19 protein-coding genes are annotated in these 18,001 nt (G+C 70.7%); 7 read left to right on the top strand and 12 right to left on the bottom strand.

Translation table 11 applies throughout. The features are described 5' to 3' along the window. Nucleotides 1–68: 68 nt before the first annotated feature. From E4T13_RS27030 to E4T13_RS27020, 3 genes are all read right to left on the bottom strand, one after another. Nucleotides 69–767 carry an FkbM family methyltransferase gene (locus E4T13_RS27030; RefSeq protein WP_170985275.1) on the bottom strand — a complete coding sequence of 233 codons (699 nt, stop codon included), beginning with the start codon at nucleotides 765–767 and terminating at the stop codon, nucleotides 69–71. Nucleotides 768–928: 161 nt separating this feature from the next. Continuing rightward, complete coding sequence (locus tag E4T13_RS27025; RefSeq protein ID WP_137181445.1) at nucleotides 929–1,798, bottom strand: hypothetical protein; 870 nt, start codon at nucleotides 1,796–1,798, stop codon at nucleotides 929–931. Between the two features lie 139 nt (nucleotides 1,799–1,937). Next, the gene (locus E4T13_RS27020) at nucleotides 1,938–2,126 is read right to left on the bottom strand and encodes a DUF4169 family protein (protein ID WP_137181444.1); all 189 of its coding nucleotides are present in this window, start codon (nucleotides 2,124–2,126) and stop codon (nucleotides 1,938–1,940) included. A 41-nt stretch (nucleotides 2,127–2,167) separates the two neighbouring features. Between E4T13_RS27020 and E4T13_RS27015 the strand changes: the two genes are divergently transcribed. After that, nucleotides 2,168–2,830 (top strand): dienelactone hydrolase family protein, encoded by a 663-nt coding sequence (locus tag E4T13_RS27015; protein WP_137181443.1) that lies wholly within the window; start codon nucleotides 2,168–2,170, stop codon nucleotides 2,828–2,830. Nucleotides 2,831–2,905: 75 nt separating this feature from the next. On the opposite strand, the gene E4T13_RS27010 is transcribed toward E4T13_RS27015, so the two are convergent. From E4T13_RS27010 to petA, 5 genes are all read right to left on the bottom strand, one after another. Beyond that, nucleotides 2,906–3,784 (bottom strand): S-methyl-5'-thioadenosine phosphorylase, encoded by an 879-nt coding sequence (locus E4T13_RS27010; protein WP_137181442.1) that lies wholly within the window; start codon nucleotides 3,782–3,784, stop codon nucleotides 2,906–2,908. A gap of 50 nt (nucleotides 3,785–3,834) precedes the next feature. Further along, nucleotides 3,835–5,535, bottom strand: a complete 1,701-nt coding sequence (locus E4T13_RS27005) for a solute carrier family 23 protein (protein ID WP_170985274.1) — start codon at nucleotides 5,533–5,535, stop codon at nucleotides 3,835–3,837. A 91-nt stretch (nucleotides 5,536–5,626) separates the two neighbouring features. Continuing rightward, nucleotides 5,627–6,430: a cytochrome c1 gene (locus tag E4T13_RS27000; RefSeq protein WP_240791318.1), complete on the bottom strand. Its 804-nt coding sequence runs from the start codon at nucleotides 6,428–6,430 to the stop codon at nucleotides 5,627–5,629. Then, the gene (locus tag E4T13_RS26995; RefSeq protein WP_137181440.1) at nucleotides 6,430–7,701 is read right to left on the bottom strand and encodes a cytochrome b/b6; all 1,272 of its coding nucleotides are present in this window, start codon (nucleotides 7,699–7,701) and stop codon (nucleotides 6,430–6,432) included. The genes E4T13_RS27000 and E4T13_RS26995 overlap by 1 nt, the downstream gene beginning before the upstream one ends. A 66-nt stretch (nucleotides 7,702–7,767) precedes the next feature. Beyond that, nucleotides 7,768–8,325, bottom strand: coding sequence for a ubiquinol-cytochrome c reductase iron-sulfur subunit (petA, locus tag E4T13_RS26990; protein WP_137181439.1), 558 nt, complete (start codon nucleotides 8,323–8,325; stop codon nucleotides 7,768–7,770). A gap of 293 nt (nucleotides 8,326–8,618) precedes the next feature. Here petA and hemF point away from each other — a divergent pair, with 293 nt between their 5' ends. From hemF to E4T13_RS26965, 5 genes are all read left to right on the top strand, one after another. After that, entirely contained in the window at nucleotides 8,619–9,509 is an 891-nt protein-coding gene (hemF, locus tag E4T13_RS26985; protein WP_137181438.1) for an oxygen-dependent coproporphyrinogen oxidase, read from the top strand. A gap of 112 nt (nucleotides 9,510–9,621) precedes the next feature. Next, nucleotides 9,622–10,074: a (2Fe-2S)-binding protein gene (locus tag E4T13_RS26980; protein ID WP_137181437.1), complete on the top strand. Its 453-nt coding sequence runs from the start codon at nucleotides 9,622–9,624 to the stop codon at nucleotides 10,072–10,074. Next, entirely contained in the window at nucleotides 10,071–12,272 is a 2,202-nt protein-coding gene (locus E4T13_RS26975) for a molybdopterin cofactor-binding domain-containing protein (protein WP_240791317.1), read from the top strand. Before E4T13_RS26980 ends, E4T13_RS26975 begins: the two co-directional genes overlap by 4 nt. A gap of 62 nt (nucleotides 12,273–12,334) precedes the next feature. Further along, a complete protein-coding gene (locus E4T13_RS26970; protein ID WP_137181436.1) occupies nucleotides 12,335–12,847 on the top strand; it encodes a hypothetical protein in 513 nt (170 codons plus the stop codon). Between the two features lie 102 nt (nucleotides 12,848–12,949). Further along, the gene (locus E4T13_RS26965; protein ID WP_137181435.1) at nucleotides 12,950–13,924 is read left to right on the top strand and encodes a tripartite tricarboxylate transporter substrate binding protein; all 975 of its coding nucleotides are present in this window, start codon (nucleotides 12,950–12,952) and stop codon (nucleotides 13,922–13,924) included. A 57-nt stretch (nucleotides 13,925–13,981) separates the two neighbouring features. Here the strand turns inward: E4T13_RS26965 and E4T13_RS26960 are convergent, their stop codons facing one another. Next, nucleotides 13,982–14,188, bottom strand: a complete 207-nt coding sequence (locus E4T13_RS26960) for a hypothetical protein (protein ID WP_137181434.1) — start codon at nucleotides 14,186–14,188, stop codon at nucleotides 13,982–13,984. 99 nt (nucleotides 14,189–14,287) lie between these two features. Here E4T13_RS26960 and E4T13_RS26955 point away from each other — a divergent pair, with 99 nt between their 5' ends. Next, nucleotides 14,288–14,956 carry a tyrosine-protein phosphatase gene (locus E4T13_RS26955; protein ID WP_137181433.1) on the top strand — a complete coding sequence of 223 codons (669 nt, stop codon included), beginning with the start codon at nucleotides 14,288–14,290 and terminating at the stop codon, nucleotides 14,954–14,956. Between the two features lie 150 nt (nucleotides 14,957–15,106). On the opposite strand, the gene E4T13_RS26950 is transcribed toward E4T13_RS26955, so the two are convergent. From E4T13_RS26950 to E4T13_RS26940, 3 genes are read right to left on the bottom strand one after another with little or no spacing between them, the layout of a single operon-like run. Continuing rightward, nucleotides 15,107–16,135, bottom strand: a complete 1,029-nt coding sequence (locus tag E4T13_RS26950; protein ID WP_137181432.1) for an amino acid ABC transporter substrate-binding protein — start codon at nucleotides 16,133–16,135, stop codon at nucleotides 15,107–15,109. A 56-nt stretch (nucleotides 16,136–16,191) separates the two neighbouring features. After that, nucleotides 16,192–16,857, bottom strand: coding sequence for a CatB-related O-acetyltransferase (locus E4T13_RS30950; RefSeq protein ID WP_137181431.1), 666 nt, complete (start codon nucleotides 16,855–16,857; stop codon nucleotides 16,192–16,194). A gap of 40 nt (nucleotides 16,858–16,897) precedes the next feature. Then, entirely contained in the window at nucleotides 16,898–17,977 is a 1,080-nt protein-coding gene (locus E4T13_RS26940) for an acyltransferase (RefSeq protein ID WP_137181430.1), read from the bottom strand. Between the last annotated feature and the right edge of the window lie 24 nt (nucleotides 17,978–18,001).

The following is an 18,001-nucleotide window of genomic DNA, read 5'->3' as shown; positions in this document are numbered from 1 at the left end:
TCCCGGCGCGCGCCGATGCGCCGCCGACAAGATGACGCGCAAGCCGTGCCGATTTCGACAGAAGCGATTCAGGCCGGGCGCAGGAAAAGCCGGTTCTCGCCGCCCCAGCGTTCGCGGAAGGCCATGTCCTCGGCCAGGCCGCCCGCCTGCAGCGGCGCTTCGATCAGCGCGGCGTTCTCGGCGTAGCGGCCCTTCACCTCGACCAGGACGCTGCGGACCGAACGCAGGATGTCCGGCGCGGCGCCAAGGATCTCGGGCTCCAGCCCGTCCACATCGAGCTTGATGTGATCGGGCCGCGGCACGCCGAACAGCGCGACCGCATCGTCCGGACGGATGGCGAGGACCGCCTGGCGACCGGCCTTGGGCACGTTGCCGTATTGGTCGGTGCGGCCGTCCAGCACGTTGCGGACGGAGCCGGCAAACAGGTTGGACAGGGTGATCGCGGTCAGCTCGTTGCGCGCGGCGAGCGCCAGCGGCAGGGCATGCACGCGGTCCCCGAGGCCGCCATCGCGCACCCGTTCCGCGAGCACGGCGTAGTTCTCCGCGACCGGCTCGAAGGCATAGATCCGCACCCGGTCGTTACGTGCGGCGCAGTGCAGCGCGAATTCCCCGATATTCGCACCGATGTCCCAGAACACGCCCTCTCCGGTCACGTGGTCGTCGAGATAGGCACGGGTCTCCGGCTCATCGTAGCCGAGCCGTTCCACGCCCGAGCCGCCGCCAAGGAGATAGGCGAGCCGCGCATGGCGGATCGCCTGGTCGCGCACGCGCCGCCGGCTATAGGCCGGAAGGATGGCCGTCGCGGCCGCGACAACCCCCCAGGTGGCGCCACCCAGGAGATTGCCGACCCGATCCGCGATTCGCTGTCTGGTTGTAAGGGCGGCCATAACCCCGGATTGATAGCCGCAAGCCCTTCGTAATCCCAGGGTCAGCGGAAGATGGAAACAACCTTTCGGGCGACTGTTGCGGGCATGCTCCAGTAGGAGCCGAGCGGGCCGGGCTTCGAGTACCAGAGATTGCCGTAGCACTGCGTGCGCTGGGTGCCCAGGTGATCGTAGTTCGCGCGCACCGCGTGCAGCGTCTCCTCCGTCGGGTGGAAGATGACGATGCTGTTGTTCGGGCGCTGCAGGCGGATGGTCTCGCAGTTCGACCAGGGCACCCACTCGCGCTCCTTGTCGGTCTCGTCGCGCCACTTGACGCGGATGTGGTCGTGCTCCGGTTTGAAGCGCATGTAGTGCGTGTGGTACTCGATGTTCTCGGAATCCTCGGCGGGATTGATGTTGATCATGAAGGTCAGCGCCTTGCGGCGGATGTCCGGATGCGGGCTGATCTCATAGCCGTCGAGATATTTCTGGATGCCGGAATCCGGTGTCACGTCGTCGAGGTCGATGCCGAACTTGTCGGCGAGGACCGACCAGAAGGCCCGCGTGCGCATGAAGCGGTCGAGATCCGCCAGGATCGAGCCGGGCTGCGGCTGCTTGAGGCGCATGGTCACGCCGAAGCCTTCGCAGTTCTCGTTGTTCACCCCCGTCTGCCGCGCGCCGCTGTTGTGCCAGGCCAGGTAGGTCTCGACATCCGTCGTGGTGCCGGGGAAGCTGATCTCCTTGTAGCCGGCGGCATGCAGGGTGTTGACGAGGTCGCGGTCGTCCTTGGCCGGCCGCAGCTTGATCTGCGGGTCGGCGACGATGCGGGCGAAGTCGTCGCGCGAGAAGAAATCGGTGATGTAGACGTGCTTGAATGGCTCCGTCTCGAACGGCGCCTGTCGCACCTTGTCGAGCAGATACTGGAACGTCGCCATGATCGGCCTTCTCCGGTCGGACGGGCGGCGCGGCAGGTCGATCGGCCGGCGCCTCGAGTTTGGTCGAATACTGACACGAAACGACCTTTTTTACAACGCTCTCGCGGGTCGGGCACGGCTCAGACCGGTGTGAACGGCCTCATCGCTCCGGCTCATCCGCGCGCTTCGCGCCGTCCAGCAGGCGACGCCGCCGGTCTTCCTCGGCGCGGTCGGACTGCTTCTGCCCCTTGCTGCGGCCGTGCCTGGCGCGGTTCGCCGCGGCCTGCGCCTCGGCCTCGGCCCTGGCACGCGCCTTCCTGGCCCTGCTGAGGTTGACGATCTCCGCCATGCGGGGAGATTAGGCGCACACTCGCCAGGAAGGAATGCGCCATGTGGATCGACCTCACCGCCGCCGACGGACACACGCTTTCCGCCTGGAAGGACGGGCCGGAGGACGCCAAGAAGGCGCTCGTCGTCGTGCAGGAGATCTTCGGCGTCAACAGCCACATGCGCCATGTCTGCGACCGCTTCGTGCAGCAGGGCTACGCCGTCATCGCGCCGGCGCTGTTCGACCGCACGGAGCGCGGCGTGGAGCTCGGCTACACCGCGGAGGACGTGGCGCGCGGGCGTGAGCTGCGCAGCAAGGTGCCGGAAGCCGGCACGATCGCCGACATCGAGGCCGCGGCGGCGGCACTGCCCTCCGGCGCGAAGAAGGGCATCGTCGGCTATTGCTGGGGCGGCACCGTCGCCTGGTGGGGCGCCACGCGCACCAGGAGCTTCGCCGCGGCGAATGGCTGGTACGGCGGCGGCATCGCCGGCACGCGGAACGAGACGCCGAACTGCCCGGTGGAGCTGCATTTCGGCACGCTCGACACCTCGATCCCCATGAAGGACGTGGAGGCGATCCGCGAGGCCCAGCCGAACGTCACGATCTTCGTCTATGAGGGCGGGCAGCACGGCTTCGGCTGCGACGACCGCGGCAGCTACAACAAGGAACTCTCCGAGCAGGCCTGGGGCCGCACGCTGGACTTCTTCAGGAAGCACCTGGGGTAGTCGGCGCTCAGCCCCTACCCCCGCCCTCCCCCGCACGCGGGGGAGGGAGAAGAGCACGCGGGGGCAGGCGAAACGTCAGAAAACCCGGGCGGCCACCGCGTCCAGCTTCGCGATCAGCGCGGGATCGCGCTTCTCCGGCGCGGTGATGATCGCGTTGTCCAGCGCACGGTCGCAGCCCGCCGGGCACGGGCCGCGCCGTGCCCCCAGCGCCGGAACCACATCGGCGACCAGGGCGCGTGCCTTGTCCGCGTTCGAGAAAAGCACCTTGACCACCTGCTCGACGGTGACGTGGTCGTGGTCGGGGTGCCAGCAGTCGAAATCGGTCACCATCGCGACGGTCGCGTAGCAGAGCTCCGCCTCGCGGGCGAGTTTCGCCTCGGGCATGTTGGTCATGCCGATCACGCTGCAGCCCCATTGGCGATACAGCTCGCTCTCCGCCTTGGTCGAGAATTGCGGACCTTCCATCACCAGGTAGGTGCCGCCGCGCGTGACCGGCAGGCCGAGCTTGCGCGCGCTGGCTTCCAGCGTGTCGCCCAGTCGCGGGCAGACCGGATGCGCCATGGAGACATGCGCAACGCAGCCTGTCTCGAAGAAGGTCTTCTTCCGCGCGAAGGTGCGGTCGATGAACTGGTCCACGATGACGAAATGGCCGGGCGGCAGATGCTCCTTCAGCGAGCCGACCGCGGAGAGCGAGAGGATCTCCGTGCAGCCCGCGCGCTTCATCGCGTCGATATTGGCACGGTAGTTCAGGTCGGAGGGCGGGGTCGGGTGGCCGCGGCCATGCCGCGGCAGGAAGCGCACCGGCACGCCGGCCAGGCGCCCGAACAGGATCTCGTCGGAGGGCACGCCCCAGGGCGTCTCCACCCGCCGCCATTCCCGCTCCTCGAGGCCGGGGATGTCGTAGAGGCCCGATCCGCCGATCAGGCCGATGACGGGGGTGATCTGGTCGGACATGGAGGGGACTCCGGCAGCAGCTGATCGGGCAGATGTAGCCTCGGTGCCGATCAGTGGTCGAGCGCGAGGCGCAGCTCCGTGGTGCCGTCTCGGCTGCGGATCGCGGCGCGCTCCGCCCGGCGGCGGATCATGTGGCCGGCCAGCCGCGCCGCCGCGCCGTCATCGTCCAGCAATTCGTCGGGCGTCGGCGCCGTCTCCGCCAGTTCGATCGGCGCGCCGCGATAGCTGATCAGCACGTCCAGGCGGAACTCGTCGAAGGCGAGCTTCACCGTCACGGGCCCCCGCGCCAGGCCGGAATGGATGATCGCGTCGAGGCACCAGGAAACCAGTTCAGCGGCGCGCGCCACCACCTCCGGCCGTGCGCCCCAGGAGGCACCGGCGCGCGTCGCGAAATCGGCGACCTCGGCCTCGATGATCGCGTCCGCCGGCACCGTCAGGCTGACCTGCCGCCGCACGCCGATGCGCAGCGCCGCGTTCAGCAGGAGCGCGACGAGGGTGCCGCAGGCCGCGGCGGAGAGAACGGGTCGCAGCAACGCCGGCGCCGAGGCGGCGAGTTGCGGCAGCGTCTCCACCGCCAGCGCCGCCAGGATGGACAGGCCGACCACCTGGCTGCGCCGCGCATCCATCATGCGGGAGGTCGTCACCTGCATGCCGTTCGCCATCATCAGCGCGCCGGCGTGTACCAGCACGCCGGCGATCACCGGGCCCGGCACCAGCGCCAGCAGCGCGGTGAGGCGCGGCGAGCAGGCGACCAGCACCGCCAGCGCGCCGACCCCGAGCGCGATGATCCGGCTGGTGACGCCGGTGGCCGACTGGATCGCGACGCCGGTCGGGCTCATGTTGACTGCCGGTGCACCCATCAGACCCGCCAGGACGGTCGCGACGCCATCGGCCGTGACGCCACCGGCGAGGCTGCGCGGCTCGGGCCGGACCCAGGCGGCGTCGTTCATCTTCTGCAGCGTCGCGACAAGGCCGACCGTCTTCAGCGCGGAGACGACCGCGGCGACCATGAAGACCGGCAGCAGCGCCGGATCGAAGGCGTAGCCGAGGTGCCCGAGGCTCGGCAGGCCGGCCAGGGGTACGGAACCGAGCGCTGCGCCCGCGCCGTCAAGCCGGCCCAGCGCCGCGGCGAGCAGGCTGCCGGCCAGCATCGCGACCACCACGCAGGCCCAGCGCAATGGCCCGCGCCCCCACACCGACAGGCCGCCGGTCAGCGCCAGCGTCGCCGCGGCGATGAGCAGGTCCTCGGCCATGGGCGGTGCGGCTTCGGTTGCGCCGAACAGCAGGCGCAGACCCGCGAGCCCGACGCCGAGGCCGATCAGCATGACCACCACGCCGACGATCTCGGGCGGCATCAGCGCGCGCAGCCGGTGAAGCAACCGCGCCAGCAGCAGTGTGAACAGCCCGCTCGCCACCGTCATGCCGGCCACCAGCGGCAGCCCGCCCTGCTGCGCCGCGATGATCGAGGGCGGCAAATGGGACGAAGCGGCCGCGATCGTCCCGAGATAGCCGGCGCCGATCCAGCGGGACCGTATCGCCTGCAGCATCGTGCCGACCCCGCAGGCGAGGATCGTCAGGCTCAGAAGCGCCGCGGCCTGCTCTGGCGGCGCCTCGATCACCCGCGCGACGATGATGGCGGGGAAGATGATGATGACGATGATGGTGAGCTGCTGCAGCGCGGTCGCAAGCAGCACGGCCGGCGGAGGCAGATCCTCCAGGCCGAAGGCAAGGTCGGGCGGCTTGCGCGTCACGGGCTTCCGGGTATCCGGCGGCTGGTGCCTGAACGGCAAGAGGCCGCCCCTGGGGGCGGCCCCTTCGATCCCTGCGGCAGGTCTCGGCCGCTCAGTGCTTCACATCGGCCCAGATGCGGCGCTTCACGGCGTAGGTCAGACCACCCATCACGATCAGGAACAGGATGATCTTCACGCCCATCTGGCGCCGCTGCTCGAGCTCCGGCTCGGCCGCCCAGGCGAGGAAGGTCGTCACGTCCCGCGCCATCTGGTCCACCGTCGCCTCGGTGCCGTCGGCGTATTCCACCTGGCCCGGGTTGAGGACGTTCGGCATCGCGATCTGATGGCCGGGGAAGTACTTGTTGTAGTTCATCCCGTCCATGAGGGTGAATCCCTCGGGCGGGTCGGTGTAGCCTGTCAGCAGGGCGTGGATGTAGTCCGCGCCGCCGGCCCGCGCCTTGACGATCACCGAAAGGTCGGGCGGCAGGGCGCCGTTGTTTGCCGCGCGCGCCGCCTGGTCATTCGGGAAGGGGCGGCGGAAATGGTCGGAGATGCGTGCCGGCCGCTCGAACATCTCGCCCAAATCGTTGGGCCCGTCCTGCACCTCGAACTGTGCGGCGATGTTGCGCACCTGCGCCTCGGTCAGGCCGATCTCGAGCAGGTTGCGGTAGAAGAGCTGGCGCATGCCGTGGCAGGCGGAGCAGACCTCCTTGTAGACCTGGAAGCCGCGCTGCAGGCTGGCGCGGTCGAAGGTGCCGAACAGCCCCTCGAAGGAGAACTGCGTCGCCGGCAGCGGAATGGCCTCCCCGGCGGCGCGCGCCGGGGTGGAGGCCATCGGCGTCACCGCCAGCGCCGCGGCGCCCAGCATCAGGGCGCCCACCAGGTTGCGCCCCATCTTCGCGAGAACGCGCGGCATCAGGCCTTCTCCATCGGCTTCGCCGCGGCGCCGGCGGGCAGCGGCCCACCCCCGCGCAGCACGGGCTTGGCGATGCTTTCCGGCAGGCTCAGCGGCCGCTCAAGCCGGCCGAGCAGCGGCAGGATCACCAGGAAATACAGGAAGTAATACGCCGTCGCGAAGCGGGCGATGGTCACGTAGTGGCCCTCGGCCGGCTTCGCGCCCACCCACATCAGCACCGCAAAGTTCAGCCCCCAGAGCACCAGGAACCACTTCGCCACCGGGCGGAAGCGCATGGAGCGCACCGAGGAGGTGTCGAGCCAGGGCAGGATGAACAGGATGGCGATGGAGGCGAACATCAGCACCACGCCGCCCAGCTTGTCCGGCACCGCGCGCAGGATCGCGTAGAAGGGCAGGAAGTACCACTCCGGCACGATATGCGCCGGCGTCACCAGCGGGTTGGCAGGAATGTAGTTGTCCGGATGGCCCAGGTAGTTCGGCGCGAAGAACACCAGGAAGGCGAAGACGATGAAATAAACCACCATCCCGACGCTGTCCTTGATGGTGTAGTAGGGATGGAAGGGGATGGTGTCCTGCGGGCCCTTCGGGTCGATGCCGAGCGGGTTGTTCGAGCCTGTGATGTGCAGCGCCGCGACATGCAGGAACACCACGCCGACGATCACGAAGGGCAGCAGGTAGTGCAGGCTGAAGAACCGGCTGAGCGTCGGGTTGTCCACGCTGAAGCCGCCCCACAGCCAGATCACGATGTTCTCGCCGACGATGGGGATGGCGCTGAACAGGTTGGTGATGACGGTGGCGCCCCAGAAGGACATCTGGCCCCACGGCAGCACGTAGCCCATGAAGGCGGTGGCCATCATCAGCAGGAAGATCACCACGCCGAGGATCCACAGCAGCTCGCGCGGCGCCTTGTAGGAACCGTACCAGAGGCCGCGCCAGATGTGGATGTAGACGACGATGAAGAACATGCTGGCGCCGTTCATGTGCACGTAGCGCAGCAGCCAGCCGAAATTCACGTCGCGCATGATGCGCTCGACGCTGTCGAACGCCATCGAGGTATGCGCGGTGTAGTGCATCGACAGGAAGATGCCGGTCGCGATCATGATCATCAGGTTGATCATCGCGAGCGCGCCGAAATTCCAGAAGTAGTTGAAGTTACGGGGCGTTGGGAACGTCCCGTACTCCTTCTGCATCATGGTGAAGATCGGCATGCGGCTGTCGATCCAGCGCACAACCGGGTTCTTGAAGTCGCTCTGGTGAAGGCCGATGGCCATCGGGACTGTGGCTCCTCGGGTTGGTCGGGCCGCCGGATGGGACGCGGAAGGCGCCCCGGCGCCGGATCAGCCGATGCGGATCTGCGTGTCGGAGGTGAAGGCGTATTCGGGAACCGCAAGGTTCGCCGGCGCCGGGCCGAGGCGGATGCGCCCCGATGTGTCGTAGTGGCTGCCGTGGCAGGGGCAGAACCAGCCGCCGAAATCGCCATGCGGGTCGGTCGGCTTCTGGCCCAGCGGGATGCAGCCCAGATGCGTGCAGACCCCGATCACCACCAGCCAGGGATCGCGGATCACGCGGGACTGGTCCGTCTGCGGATCGCGCAGCTCGGAGAGCGGCACGGCGCGCGCGGCGCGGATCTCCTCCTCCGTGCGGCGCTTGATGAAGACCGGCTTGCCGCGCCAGGACACGGTGATCGCCTGCCCCACCGCCACCGGCGCAAGGTCCGCCTCGGTGCTGGAGAGCGCCAGCACGTCGCGCGCCGGGTTCATCGAATCGATGAAGGGCCAGGCGATCGCGCCGACGCCGACCGCTGCGAAGGCACCCGCGGTGAGCTTCAGGAAGTCGCGGCGGGTGTCACCCGCCTCCCCATGGGGCGCCGGGTGGGGCGCCATCGCTTCGGCCATCGTTCTTCCCCTTCCGCGACACGCCACCGCTGGCGGCGGCGCGCGGCGTCAATCCAATCCTGGCTGACGCGGCCCCGGCGCCCGCCGCAACGCGGACGAGCATGGGTTGCCTGCGCCGGCCCACGGCGACGTTGCGGCGCATATAAAGGCGCGACTTCAAGGCTGTCCATCCGGCCCCGATCCTGAAATCGCGGCAAGGCGCGCGCCGCGCGGGGGTCGCCAGCCCTGCGGGGCCCTGCCAATCTTGCCCGCACGGGCGCGATCACCGCGCCGCGCGGAGGATTCGCCACACGATGACCGGGCAGCCCGCCCCGCTCGACCACCCCCTGGTCCCCACCGCCCGCGGCTGGTTCGAATCGCTGCGCGACCGGCTCTGCGCCGCCTTCGAGGCCTGCGAGGATGCGCTTGCGTCCGGCCCGCATGCCGGGATGCCCCCGGGCCGCTTCGTCCGCACCGCCTGGGACCGGCCCGAGGGCGGCGGCGGCGTGATGTCCGTGATGAAGGGCCGCGTCTTCGAGAAGGTGGGCGTCAACGTCTCCACCGTTTTCGGCGAGTTCTCCCCGGAATTCCGCAAGCAGATCCCGGGCGCCGAGGCCGATCCGCGCTTCCTCGCCACCGGCGTCTCGCTCGTCGCGCATATGCGCAGTCCGCGCGTGCCGGCGGCGCACATGAACACGCGCTTCATCGTCACCACGAATGCCTGGTTCGGCGGCGGCGGAGACATCACGCCGATGGACCACGCCGCGCCGCACTCGAAGGACGACGCGGCCGATTTCCACGCCGCCTTCAAGGCCGCCTGCGACCGCCACGACGAGACCTATTACCCGCGCTTCAAGCAGTGGTGCGACGAGTATTTCTACCTGCCGCACCGCAAGGAGCCGCGCGGCCTCGGCGGCATCTTCTACGACTGGCTGGGCGACCGCACGCCGGGCAAGGGGATCGAGGCCGACTTCGCCTTCACCCGCGACGTCGGCGAGGCCTTCCTGCAATCCTACCCCGCCATCGTCCGCAAGCGGATGCACGAGCCCTGGACGGCGGAGGAACGCGCGCACCAGCTGGTCCGCCGCGGGCGCTACGTGGAGTTCAACCTGCTCTACGACCGCGGCACCATCTTCGGGCTCAAGACCGGCGGGAATGTCGAGGCCATCCTGATGTCCCTGCCGCCGGAGACCGGCTGGCCCTGACAGGCCGATTGCGGCGGCGCACCGATACAAGCCGTCGCTCGACAGGCTGCGCCGGGGGCGACACCTTGCCGGCCAGGCGCCTTCGGGGAGCGCGTCCAGGAGAAGGCCGGGAATGGTCGAGATCACCGTGAATGGCGAACGGCGCCGCGTGGAGGTCGAAGGCGATACGCCGCTGCTCTGGGTGCTGCGCGACACGCTGGGCCTCACCGGCACGAAATACGGCTGCGGCATCGCGCAATGCGGCGCCTGCACGGTTCTGGTGGACGGCGTCGCCATACGTTCGTGTCAGTTGCCGGTGGCGGATCTCGGCGGGCGCGCCATCACCACCATCGAGGCGGTCGAGGCCGATCCGGTCGGGCGGCGCGTGGTGGAGGCCTGGGTGGCGCTGGACGTGCCGCAATGCGGCTACTGCCAGTCCGGCCAGGTGATGGCGGCCACCGCCCTGCTGAAGCAGGCGCCGAGGCCCTCCGAGGCCGCAATCCAGGCCGCGATGAGCAATCTGTGTCGCTGCGGCACCTACAACGCGATCGCCGCCGGGGTGCGGCGCGCGGCGGAGCCGGCGTGAGGGCGCGCAATCTCTCGCGCCGTGCCGCGCTGGCCGGCGCCTTGGGCGGCGGGCTGGTGCTGGCCATCGGCCTGCCGCGCCGCGAAGGGCGCGCAAAGCCGGCGCCGGCCACGCCCCATGCGCGCAAGGTCGCGGCCTATCTGGCCATCGCGCCGGATGGCCGCATCACGCTCCAAAGCCCCTTCGCGGAGGGCGGCCAGGGCATCCACACCGCGGTCGCGCAGATCGTGGCGGAGGAGCTGGACGCCGATCTCGACGCCTTCGCGGTCGAGACGGCGCCCGCCGGCGCTGACTACCAGGTGCTGGCGGGCGGCACGCGCCGCGTCACCGGCGGAAGCTTCTCCGTGCGCGGCAGCTACGCGCATTTCCGCCTGCTCGGCGCCACCGCGCGGGCGATGCTGGTGCAGGCCGCGGCCGAACGGCTGGCGGTGCCGTTGACGGAATGCAGCACCGAGCCGGGCTTCGTCGTGCATGCACCCTCCGGCCGCCGCATTGCCTATGGCGCCCTGGCGCAGGACGCCGCGGCGCTGCCCGTGCCGGCCGATGCGCGGCCGAAGGCCGGTCCGTTCCGGCTGATCGGCCACCCGGCGCCGCGGCTCGACAGCCGCGCCAAGGCCACCGGCCAGGCGCGCTACGCCATCGACATGGCGGTGGAGGGCATGCTGCAGGCCGCGGTGCGGCACGCCCCGCGAGCGGGCGCCGAGCCGGGCGAGGTGCTGAACGAGGCGGCGTTGCGCGCCATGCCCGGCGTGCATTCCGTCCACCGCCTGCCCGGCGCGGTGGCCGTGCTGGCCGACAGCTTCTGGCGCGCCCGCCAGGCGGCGGCGAAGCTGGAGGTGGTCTGGACCGCGCTCTCCGGCCAGGCGGTGGTGCCGGAGGATTTTTCCTCCGCCGGGCATCTCGGGCTGCTGCGGGCGCAGGCCGATGCGGGCGGCAACCCTGCCGGCGACCTCCGCGGCGACGCGCCGGCCGCGCTGGCGGCCGCGGCGCAGCGCGTGGAGGCGGATTACGACGCGCCCTATCTCGCCCATGCCCAGCTCGAGCCGCCCTCTGCCACGGTGGGCTTCAACGCCGACGGCACGCTGGATGCCTGGGTGCCGAACCAGGCGCCGGAGCTGTTCCAGGGCATCGCCGCGCGCGAGGCGGGGATCGAGGCGGCAAAGGTGCGCATCCATTCGCCGCTGCTCGGCGGCTTCTTCGGCCGGCACTTCGCCTATGGCCCACAGCACCCGATGAACCAGGCCATCCGCCTGGCACGCGCGGTGGAGAAGCCGGTGAAGGTGATCTGGACGCGCGAGGAGGAGTTCTCGCGCGACGCCTACCGGCCGCTGTCCTTCGCACGGCTGCGCGCGGGGCTGGACGGGCAGGGCCGCATCGTGGCGCTGCATGCGACCGTGCCCGGCGAAGGGCCGGTGGCGCGGCATTTCGGCCCGGAGCGGCTCGGCAACCCGCCGATGGACAGCAGCGCGGTGGAGGGCCTCGCCGGCAAGCCCTACGACATCCCGAACCGCCGGGTGGACTGGGTGCATGTGCCGCATGCGGTGAACATCGGCTTCTGGCGCTCGGTCGGGCACTCGATGAACGACTTCTTCTACGAGGCCTTCCTCGACGAGGTCGCCGAGGCCGCGGGGCAGGACCCGCTGGCCTTCCGCCGGGCGCATCTGGCGCATAGCGCGCGGCACCTCGCGCTGCTGGACGCGGTGGTTGAGCTTTCGGGCGGCTGGCGGCGCGGGCCCTACGACACGCCGGATGGCACGCGCCGCGCGCGCGGCCTTGCCATGGCCTCGCCCTTCGGCTCGGAGGTCGCGACCATCGCGGAGGTGTCCGTCCGCGACGGGGCGGCGGTGGTGCACGAGGTCTTCGTGGCGATCGATCCGGGAAGCGTGGTCAATCCCGCCATCGTCGCGGCGCAGGTGGAAAGCGCCGTCTGCATCGGCCTGTCCTCAGCCGCCTTCGAGGCGGTGGTGTTCGAGGATGGCAGGCCGCGCCAGCGCAATTTCGACACCTACCGCATCCTGTCGCGCGCCGAGATGCCGCGCGTGCAGGTGCGCATCGTGGAGAGCGGCGCGCCGATGGGCGGCGTGGGCGAGCCCGGCGTGCCGGGCGTGCCGCCGGCGGTGGCGAATGCGCTCGCGGTGCTGACCGGCCGGCGCATCCGCAGCCTCCCCTTCAGCCAGGAACGCCTCGGCCAAGCCTGAGAAGGGTGGGCCTGGACCCGGTCGCGCCGGCACCGTATCAGCGCGCGAGGAGGACTTCAGACATGGCGACCACCAAGCGCGACGAGCGCGCCCTGCTCGGGGAAGCGGCCTATCAGGTCGTGGCACCGACCCACTACCCGGAGATCGAGGCGCTGCCCGCCGAGGAACTGCGCAGCCTGGCGAACCGCCTGCGCGAGCACCATGCCAAGGCGCGCGACCTGCTGCGCGAGGGCCGCCGCGCCCGGTCCGGCAAGGGCGATGCCCGCCGCGCCGCGACCGCCGAGCACGGCAAGCTGGCGCAGCGCAAGCAGGTCTATGCCGCGGCGCTGAAGCGCGTGAACAGCCGCTTCGACGCGCTGACCGAGGAGCGCCGGCGGGAGGAGCATCGCGCGGCGATGCGGGCGGCACTGGCGCGCAAGCAGGCGGCGCGGGCCGCGCATCCGCAGGGCGGCCCGACGGCCGGCCGCGGCATGCGCGCCAACCCGAGCGGGAAGGGCCATCGCGGCGTCAATCCGGGCCGCGTCGGCAGCGTCAGCCAGCAGAACAAGGCGGCGCAGGCACGCCGGGACGGCTGATCCGCGGCAGGCTTCCGGCGCAGGCCGGGGAGCGGCACGGCACCTTGCCTTGCGCCCCTCCCCGTGCCACCGACGCGGCGTCAAGCAACAGGGAGACGCCCGATGATCGCACGCCGCAGCCTGCTCGCCACCGCGCTGGCCGCACCCCTTGCCGCGCCGGCGCTCGGCCAGCCGCAATGGCCCTCGGGCAATGTGCGGATCATCGTGCCCTGGCCGCCCGGCGGCTCCACCGACGTGCTGGTGCGGCTCTACGCCGAGCGTCTGCAGGCGGTGCTCGGCGCGAATTTCCTGGTGGAGAACCGCGCGGGCGCCGGCGGCAATATCGGCCTCGACGCGATGGCGAAGTCCACGCCGGACGGGTCGGTGTTCTCCATCGCCTCGGTCGGGCATCTCTGCATCAACCCGGTGCTGTATGCCCGCCTGCCCTACGACCCCGCAAAGGACCTGGTGCCCGCCGGCATCGCCTGGGACCTGCCGAACGCGGCCATCGTCGCGGCGCAGCACAACCCGGCGAAGACGCTCGGCGAGTTCATCACCTGGGCGAAGGCCAAGCGCGGCGGGATCTCCTACGGTTCGCCGGGCGTCGGCACGACGCCGCATCTCTCCGGCGCGCTGTTCGCCGCGCGCCTGGGCATCGAGGCGACGCATGTGCCGTTCCGCGGCGCGGCGCAGACCATCCCGGCGATGCTCTCGGGCGATCTCGACTTCGCGCTGGACAACCTCGCCAGCTACGTTCCGGTGATCACCGAGGGCCGGATGCGCTGCCTGGCCGTGACCTCGGCCGAGCGCTGGCCGACCATGCCGGACGTGCCGACCATGGCGGAGGCGGGCGTGCCCAACTTCGTGTTGACCTCCTGGCAGGGCTTTGTCTTCCCCGCCGGCACGCCGCGCCCGATCATCGCGCGGCTGAACGAGGCGCTGCGCGGCATCGCCGCGGAGGACAGCTTCAAGCAGCGCTTCCTCCGCGCCGGCGCCCTGGCCGTGTGGTCCACGCCGGAGGAGATGTCCGCCCGCGCCGACCGCGACCGGCCGGGCTGGGTCGAGGCGGTGCGGGTCAGCGGCGCCCGCGTCGAGTAGCCAGCGTTGGCGGGGGCCGGGGCTGGTTGCCCCGGTCTTCCGCCTGCCGCCGATCCCCTACCGATCCTGCTGGTAGCCCTGGTGGTGCGTGTTCTGCCAGGTGTTGCCCTGGCGGCCCTGCTGCTCGGTCTCGCGGTTCTTGGATTCCGCGTTCTGCTCCGCCTGTTCCTGCGGCAGCCTTCCCTTTCCGGGCGTGGCGCTGCCCGTTCCGGCGGGGCTGACCTGGTCCGCCGGCACCGGCGGCATCTTGGCCTTGTTCGACATGACGTCCTGTCCCTGTGATGGAGGGACCAGAACGCCCCGCCGCGCATCGCGTTCGCGCGGCATCTGGCCTTCGGCGCCGGGCCCGGCCATATCGGCGCCGTGCCTCCCGACCTCTCGACCCAGGCCGGCCGCCGCGGCGCCTGGCTCAACAGCCTTCTGGTGGATCACGCCCTGCTGCGCCTGTCCTGGCGCAACTGGGGCGTGGTGGAGCCGGGCCGGCTGTATCGCTCCAACCACCCGCTCCCCTGGCAACTGGCCCAGGCGCAGCGCCGCCACGGGCTGCGCAGCGTCATCAATCTGCGCGGACACCGGCAGGATTGCGGGTCGGACGCGCTGGGGCGCGCGCGGGCCGGGGAGCTGGGCCTGATCCATGCCGATGCGCCCTTCGAGAGCCGTGGCGCGCCGCACAAGGACCGCATCCTGCGCATCGCCGGCCTGTTCGCCGACATGCCGGAGCCGCTGCTGATCCACTGCAAGTCGGGCGCCGACCGCACGGGCCTGGTCGCGGGGATCTGGCTGCTGCTGCAGGGGCGCCCGGTCCAGGCGGCGCTCGACCAGTTGCACTGGCGCTTCGGCCATGTGGCGGCGAGCCGAACGGGGATCCTCGACGCCTTCTTCCGCGAATACGCGGCCTTCGTCGCGGCGCGCGGACCGAAGCCGTTCCTGGACTGGGTGCGGGAGGATTATGACGAGGCGGCGCTGCGCGCGGCCTTCACGAGCAAGGCCTGGGCCGACCGGCTGGTGGATGGGGTGCTGCGCAGGGAGTAGGACGCGCGGCCCCCGTTCGCGGCAAAGGGATCGGCTGGGGGAAGACGCCTGCGAGGAAGGCCGGACTGCCTCCTCGGCGCCCCCCCTCACCCAACCCTCTCCCCCCTTGCGGGTGGAGAGGGCTTGTCGGCGGCGCAGCGCCCGCTTCGCTCAGCGCAGCGGCAGCGCGTAGATCAGGCCGCCATTCATCCAGAGCTGGTTCGGGCCGCGCGGCAGGTTCACCGGGGTCTGCGGGCCGAAATGGCGGTCATAGATCTCGCCGTAATTCCCCATCGCGCGGACCACGTTGTAGGCCCAGAGCGGATCGAGCTTCAGCGACTGGCCAAGCTCCGGCGTCACGCCCAGCAGGCGGCGCGTGTTCGGGTTCACGCTGGTGCGGCGCCGCTCCTCGGCATTGGCGCGGGTGATGCCCTGCTCCTCGGCCTCGATGACGGCATAGGTGTACCAGCGCACCAGGTCGAACCATTCGTCGTCGCCGCGGCGCAGATACGCGCCGTAGGGCTCCTTCGAGAAGCGCTCCGGCAGGATGGTCCAGTCGTTCGGGCTCGGCATGGAGGATCGCACGCCGGCAAGCTGCGAGGCATCGGTGCCGAAGGCGTCGCAGCGGCCGGCGGACAGCGCCTCGGAGGCCTGGTCGGTGCGCTCGAACACCACCGGGCGGAACGGCACGTTGATGCTGCGGAAGTAGTCCGCGGTCACCTGCTCGTTCGTCGTGCCCTGGATCAGGCAGATCGTCGCGCCGTTGAGCTCCGCCACCTTCTGCACGCCGAGATTGGCGCGCACCATGAAGCCGTGGCCGTCGTAGAAATAGGTCACCGCATGCCGCAGGCCGAGCGTGGTGTCGCGCAGCATCGTCTGCGTCGAGGTGCGGAACAGCACGTCGATCTCGCCCGAGCCCAGCGCCGTGAAGCGCGTGGAGGAGGAGAGCGGCACGAAGCGCACCTTCGACGCGTCGTTGAAGATCGCCACCGCCAGCCCGCGGCAGAGATCGACATCCATCCCCTGCCAGGTGCCGCGGCTGTCCGGCAGCGCGAAGCCGGCGACGCCGGTGTGGATGCCGCAGACCAATTGGCCGCGCGCGCGGATCGCGTCGAGCGTCGGACCGGCCGAGGCCGGCGTGGTGAAGAAGGCGGCGCAGGCGGCGACGGCCGCGGCCGTAAGGCCTCGTCCCCAGGACATCTTTGTCGGCTCCCTGTTTGCAGACGCGCAATGGTCTTTCGCATCCACGCCGGGAGTCAATGCCGGGCGGCGGCCCGCTCCAGCGCGGCGATGCCGCCCTGCACCAGGGCCGGGATCGCGGCGGCGATGCGCTGCACCGGCCAGTCCCACCAGCCGAGCGCGACGAGCCGCGCCGCCTCATCCTCCGGAAAGCGCCGGCGCACCACGCGGGCGGGGTTGCCGGCGACCACGGCATAGTCGGGCACGTCCTGCGTCACCACCGCGCGCGCCGCCACCACCGCGCCATGGCCGATGCGCACGCCCGGCATCACCAGCGCCTCCATCCCGATCCAGACATCGTGGCCGATGACGGTGTCGCGCGCCTGCGGAAAGGGATAGGCGCCGAGATCGAGCCCGGCGGCGAAGGCGCCGCCCAGGATCGCGAAGGGAAAGGTGGAGACGCCGCCCATCGCATGCATCGCATCCGGCATGACGAAGCGCGCGCCGGTCGCGATGGCGCAGAAGCTGCCGATCTCGAGCCGCGCGCCGGAGAAGCCGAAATTGTAGAGGACGTTGCGCGCCAGGAAGCCGGTCGCGTGCTCCGGGTCGTCGTAATAGCTGAAGCGCCCGGCAGAGACATTGGCGACCGCGTCCTGCGAAGCGATCAGCGGGGCGAGCTGGACCACGCGCGGCGTGGCGGGGATGGGGTGCAGCAGGTCGGGATCGGGGAAGTCCTGGCGCATCGGCTCGGCCTCTCCTTGCGGGGCGGCCATGACCGCCGCCTCAGGGCAGGCGCCGGGATAGCTCCGCCTCGACGGGCGCGCCATGCGCGGGTGTGGCCGCGGCCGCCTGGCCACCACGCATGACGCGCGCACGCACCGGCTTCTCGACCCAGGCATAGGACGCGGCGCTGAGCCCGATCACGACGGCGACGATGACAAGCGGCTGGACCGGCTCGGCCGCGTCCGGCCAGGGCAGGCGAACGGCCACCTGGATCACGATCCAGTGCCAGAGATAGATCGAGTAGGAGATCACGCCGAGCCACACGACCGGCCGTGCGCCGCAGACCCGCGCCAGGGGACCGTCGCCGCGGGCGCAGAGCAGCACGAGCGCCGGGAAGCCGAGCAGGCCGATCAGCGACGCATCCGGGATATGGGCCAGGGCCAGCAGCAGCAGGATGGCCAGGGAGGCCGGAACCGGCGGCAGCCGGTAGCCCGCGACATAGGCCCGATGCACCAGGCAGCCCGCGAGGATGCCGAAGGCCATCCGCAGCATGCCCGGCGATCCCGTGCCGCCTTCCTCGACGCCCCAGAGCAGCAGCAGCGCAGCCAGGCAGGCCATGCAGCCCGTGGCGAGCCAGAAGGGATGCCGCCCGCGCGCGGCGATCAGGAGAAAGGCCGGGAACACCAGGTAGCCCGCCCATTCCGCGCTCAGCGACCAGGCGGGGGTGTTGAAGGAGGTCGGCAGGAAATACGCCCAGTTCTGCACCAGCAGGAGCTGCGCGACGAAGGCGGCGGGGCCGAAGCGCTCCTCGACATCGCCATAGGAGGCGGCGAAGCCGGGCCAGAGCAGCACCAGCGCGCCGACGACCAGAAGCGTCAGCAGGTGCAGCGGGTAGATGCGCGCCAGGCGGGCGCGAAGGAAGCGCGCATAGTCGCCGGTGTCCTTCAGGCGCCGGCCATAGGCATGCGACAGCACGAAGCCGGACAGGACGAAGAAGACATCGACGCCGAGATAGCCGGGCGAGGCATGGCCGCTGCCCTCGTCGAAGAGATGCAGGGCGAAGACCCACATCGCCGCGACGCCACGCAGGCCATCAAGCGCCGGCAGATGGGGTCCGTTGCTCGCCAAGCCCTCGCTCACTCAACCATTGCGCGAAACACACGC

Origin of the sequence: Roseomonas sp. AR75, assembly GCF_005222815.1 — a bacterium.
Taxonomy (GTDB): Bacteria; Pseudomonadota; Alphaproteobacteria; order Acetobacterales; family Acetobacteraceae; genus Falsiroseomonas.
Note: the sequence above shows the minus strand (reverse complement) of the source record. Positions and strands in the feature narration are given on the sequence as shown.

Excerpts from the sequence above, each read along its gene's own strand:
- E4T13_RS26995 (WP_137181440.1), bottom strand. The coding sequence starts at position 7,701 with ATGGCCATCGGCCTTCACCAGAGCGACTTCAAGAACCCGGTTGTGCGC.
- E4T13_RS26980 (WP_137181437.1), top strand. The coding sequence starts at position 9,622 with ATGGTCGAGATCACCGTGAATGGCGAACGGCGCCGCGTGGAGGTCGAA.
- hemF (WP_137181438.1), top strand. The coding sequence starts at position 8,619 with ATGACCGGGCAGCCCGCCCCGCTCGACCACCCCCTGGTCCCCACCGCC.
- E4T13_RS30950 (WP_137181431.1), bottom strand. The coding sequence starts at position 16,857 with ATGCGCCAGGACTTCCCCGATCCCGACCTGCTGCACCCCATCCCCGCC.
- E4T13_RS27025 (WP_137181445.1), bottom strand. The coding sequence starts at position 1,798 with ATGGCGACGTTCCAGTATCTGCTCGACAAGGTGCGACAGGCGCCGTTC.
- E4T13_RS27015 (WP_137181443.1), top strand. The coding sequence starts at position 2,168 with ATGTGGATCGACCTCACCGCCGCCGACGGACACACGCTTTCCGCCTGG.
- E4T13_RS26950 (WP_137181432.1), bottom strand. The coding sequence starts at position 16,135 with ATGTCCTGGGGACGAGGCCTTACGGCCGCGGCCGTCGCCGCCTGCGCC.
- E4T13_RS27020 (WP_137181444.1), bottom strand. The coding sequence starts at position 2,126 with ATGGCGGAGATCGTCAACCTCAGCAGGGCCAGGAAGGCGCGTGCCAGG.
- E4T13_RS27010 (WP_137181442.1), bottom strand. The coding sequence starts at position 3,784 with ATGTCCGACCAGATCACCCCCGTCATCGGCCTGATCGGCGGATCGGGC.
- E4T13_RS26960 (WP_137181434.1), bottom strand. The coding sequence starts at position 14,188 with ATGTCGAACAAGGCCAAGATGCCGCCGGTGCCGGCGGACCAGGTCAGC.
- E4T13_RS27000 (WP_240791318.1), bottom strand. The coding sequence starts at position 6,430 with ATGCCGCGCGTTCTCGCGAAGATGGGGCGCAACCTGGTGGGCGCCCTG.
- petA (WP_137181439.1), bottom strand. The coding sequence starts at position 8,325 with ATGGCCGAAGCGATGGCGCCCCACCCGGCGCCCCATGGGGAGGCGGGT.
- E4T13_RS26965 (WP_137181435.1), top strand. The coding sequence starts at position 12,950 with ATGATCGCACGCCGCAGCCTGCTCGCCACCGCGCTGGCCGCACCCCTT.
- E4T13_RS26970 (WP_137181436.1), top strand. The coding sequence starts at position 12,335 with ATGGCGACCACCAAGCGCGACGAGCGCGCCCTGCTCGGGGAAGCGGCC.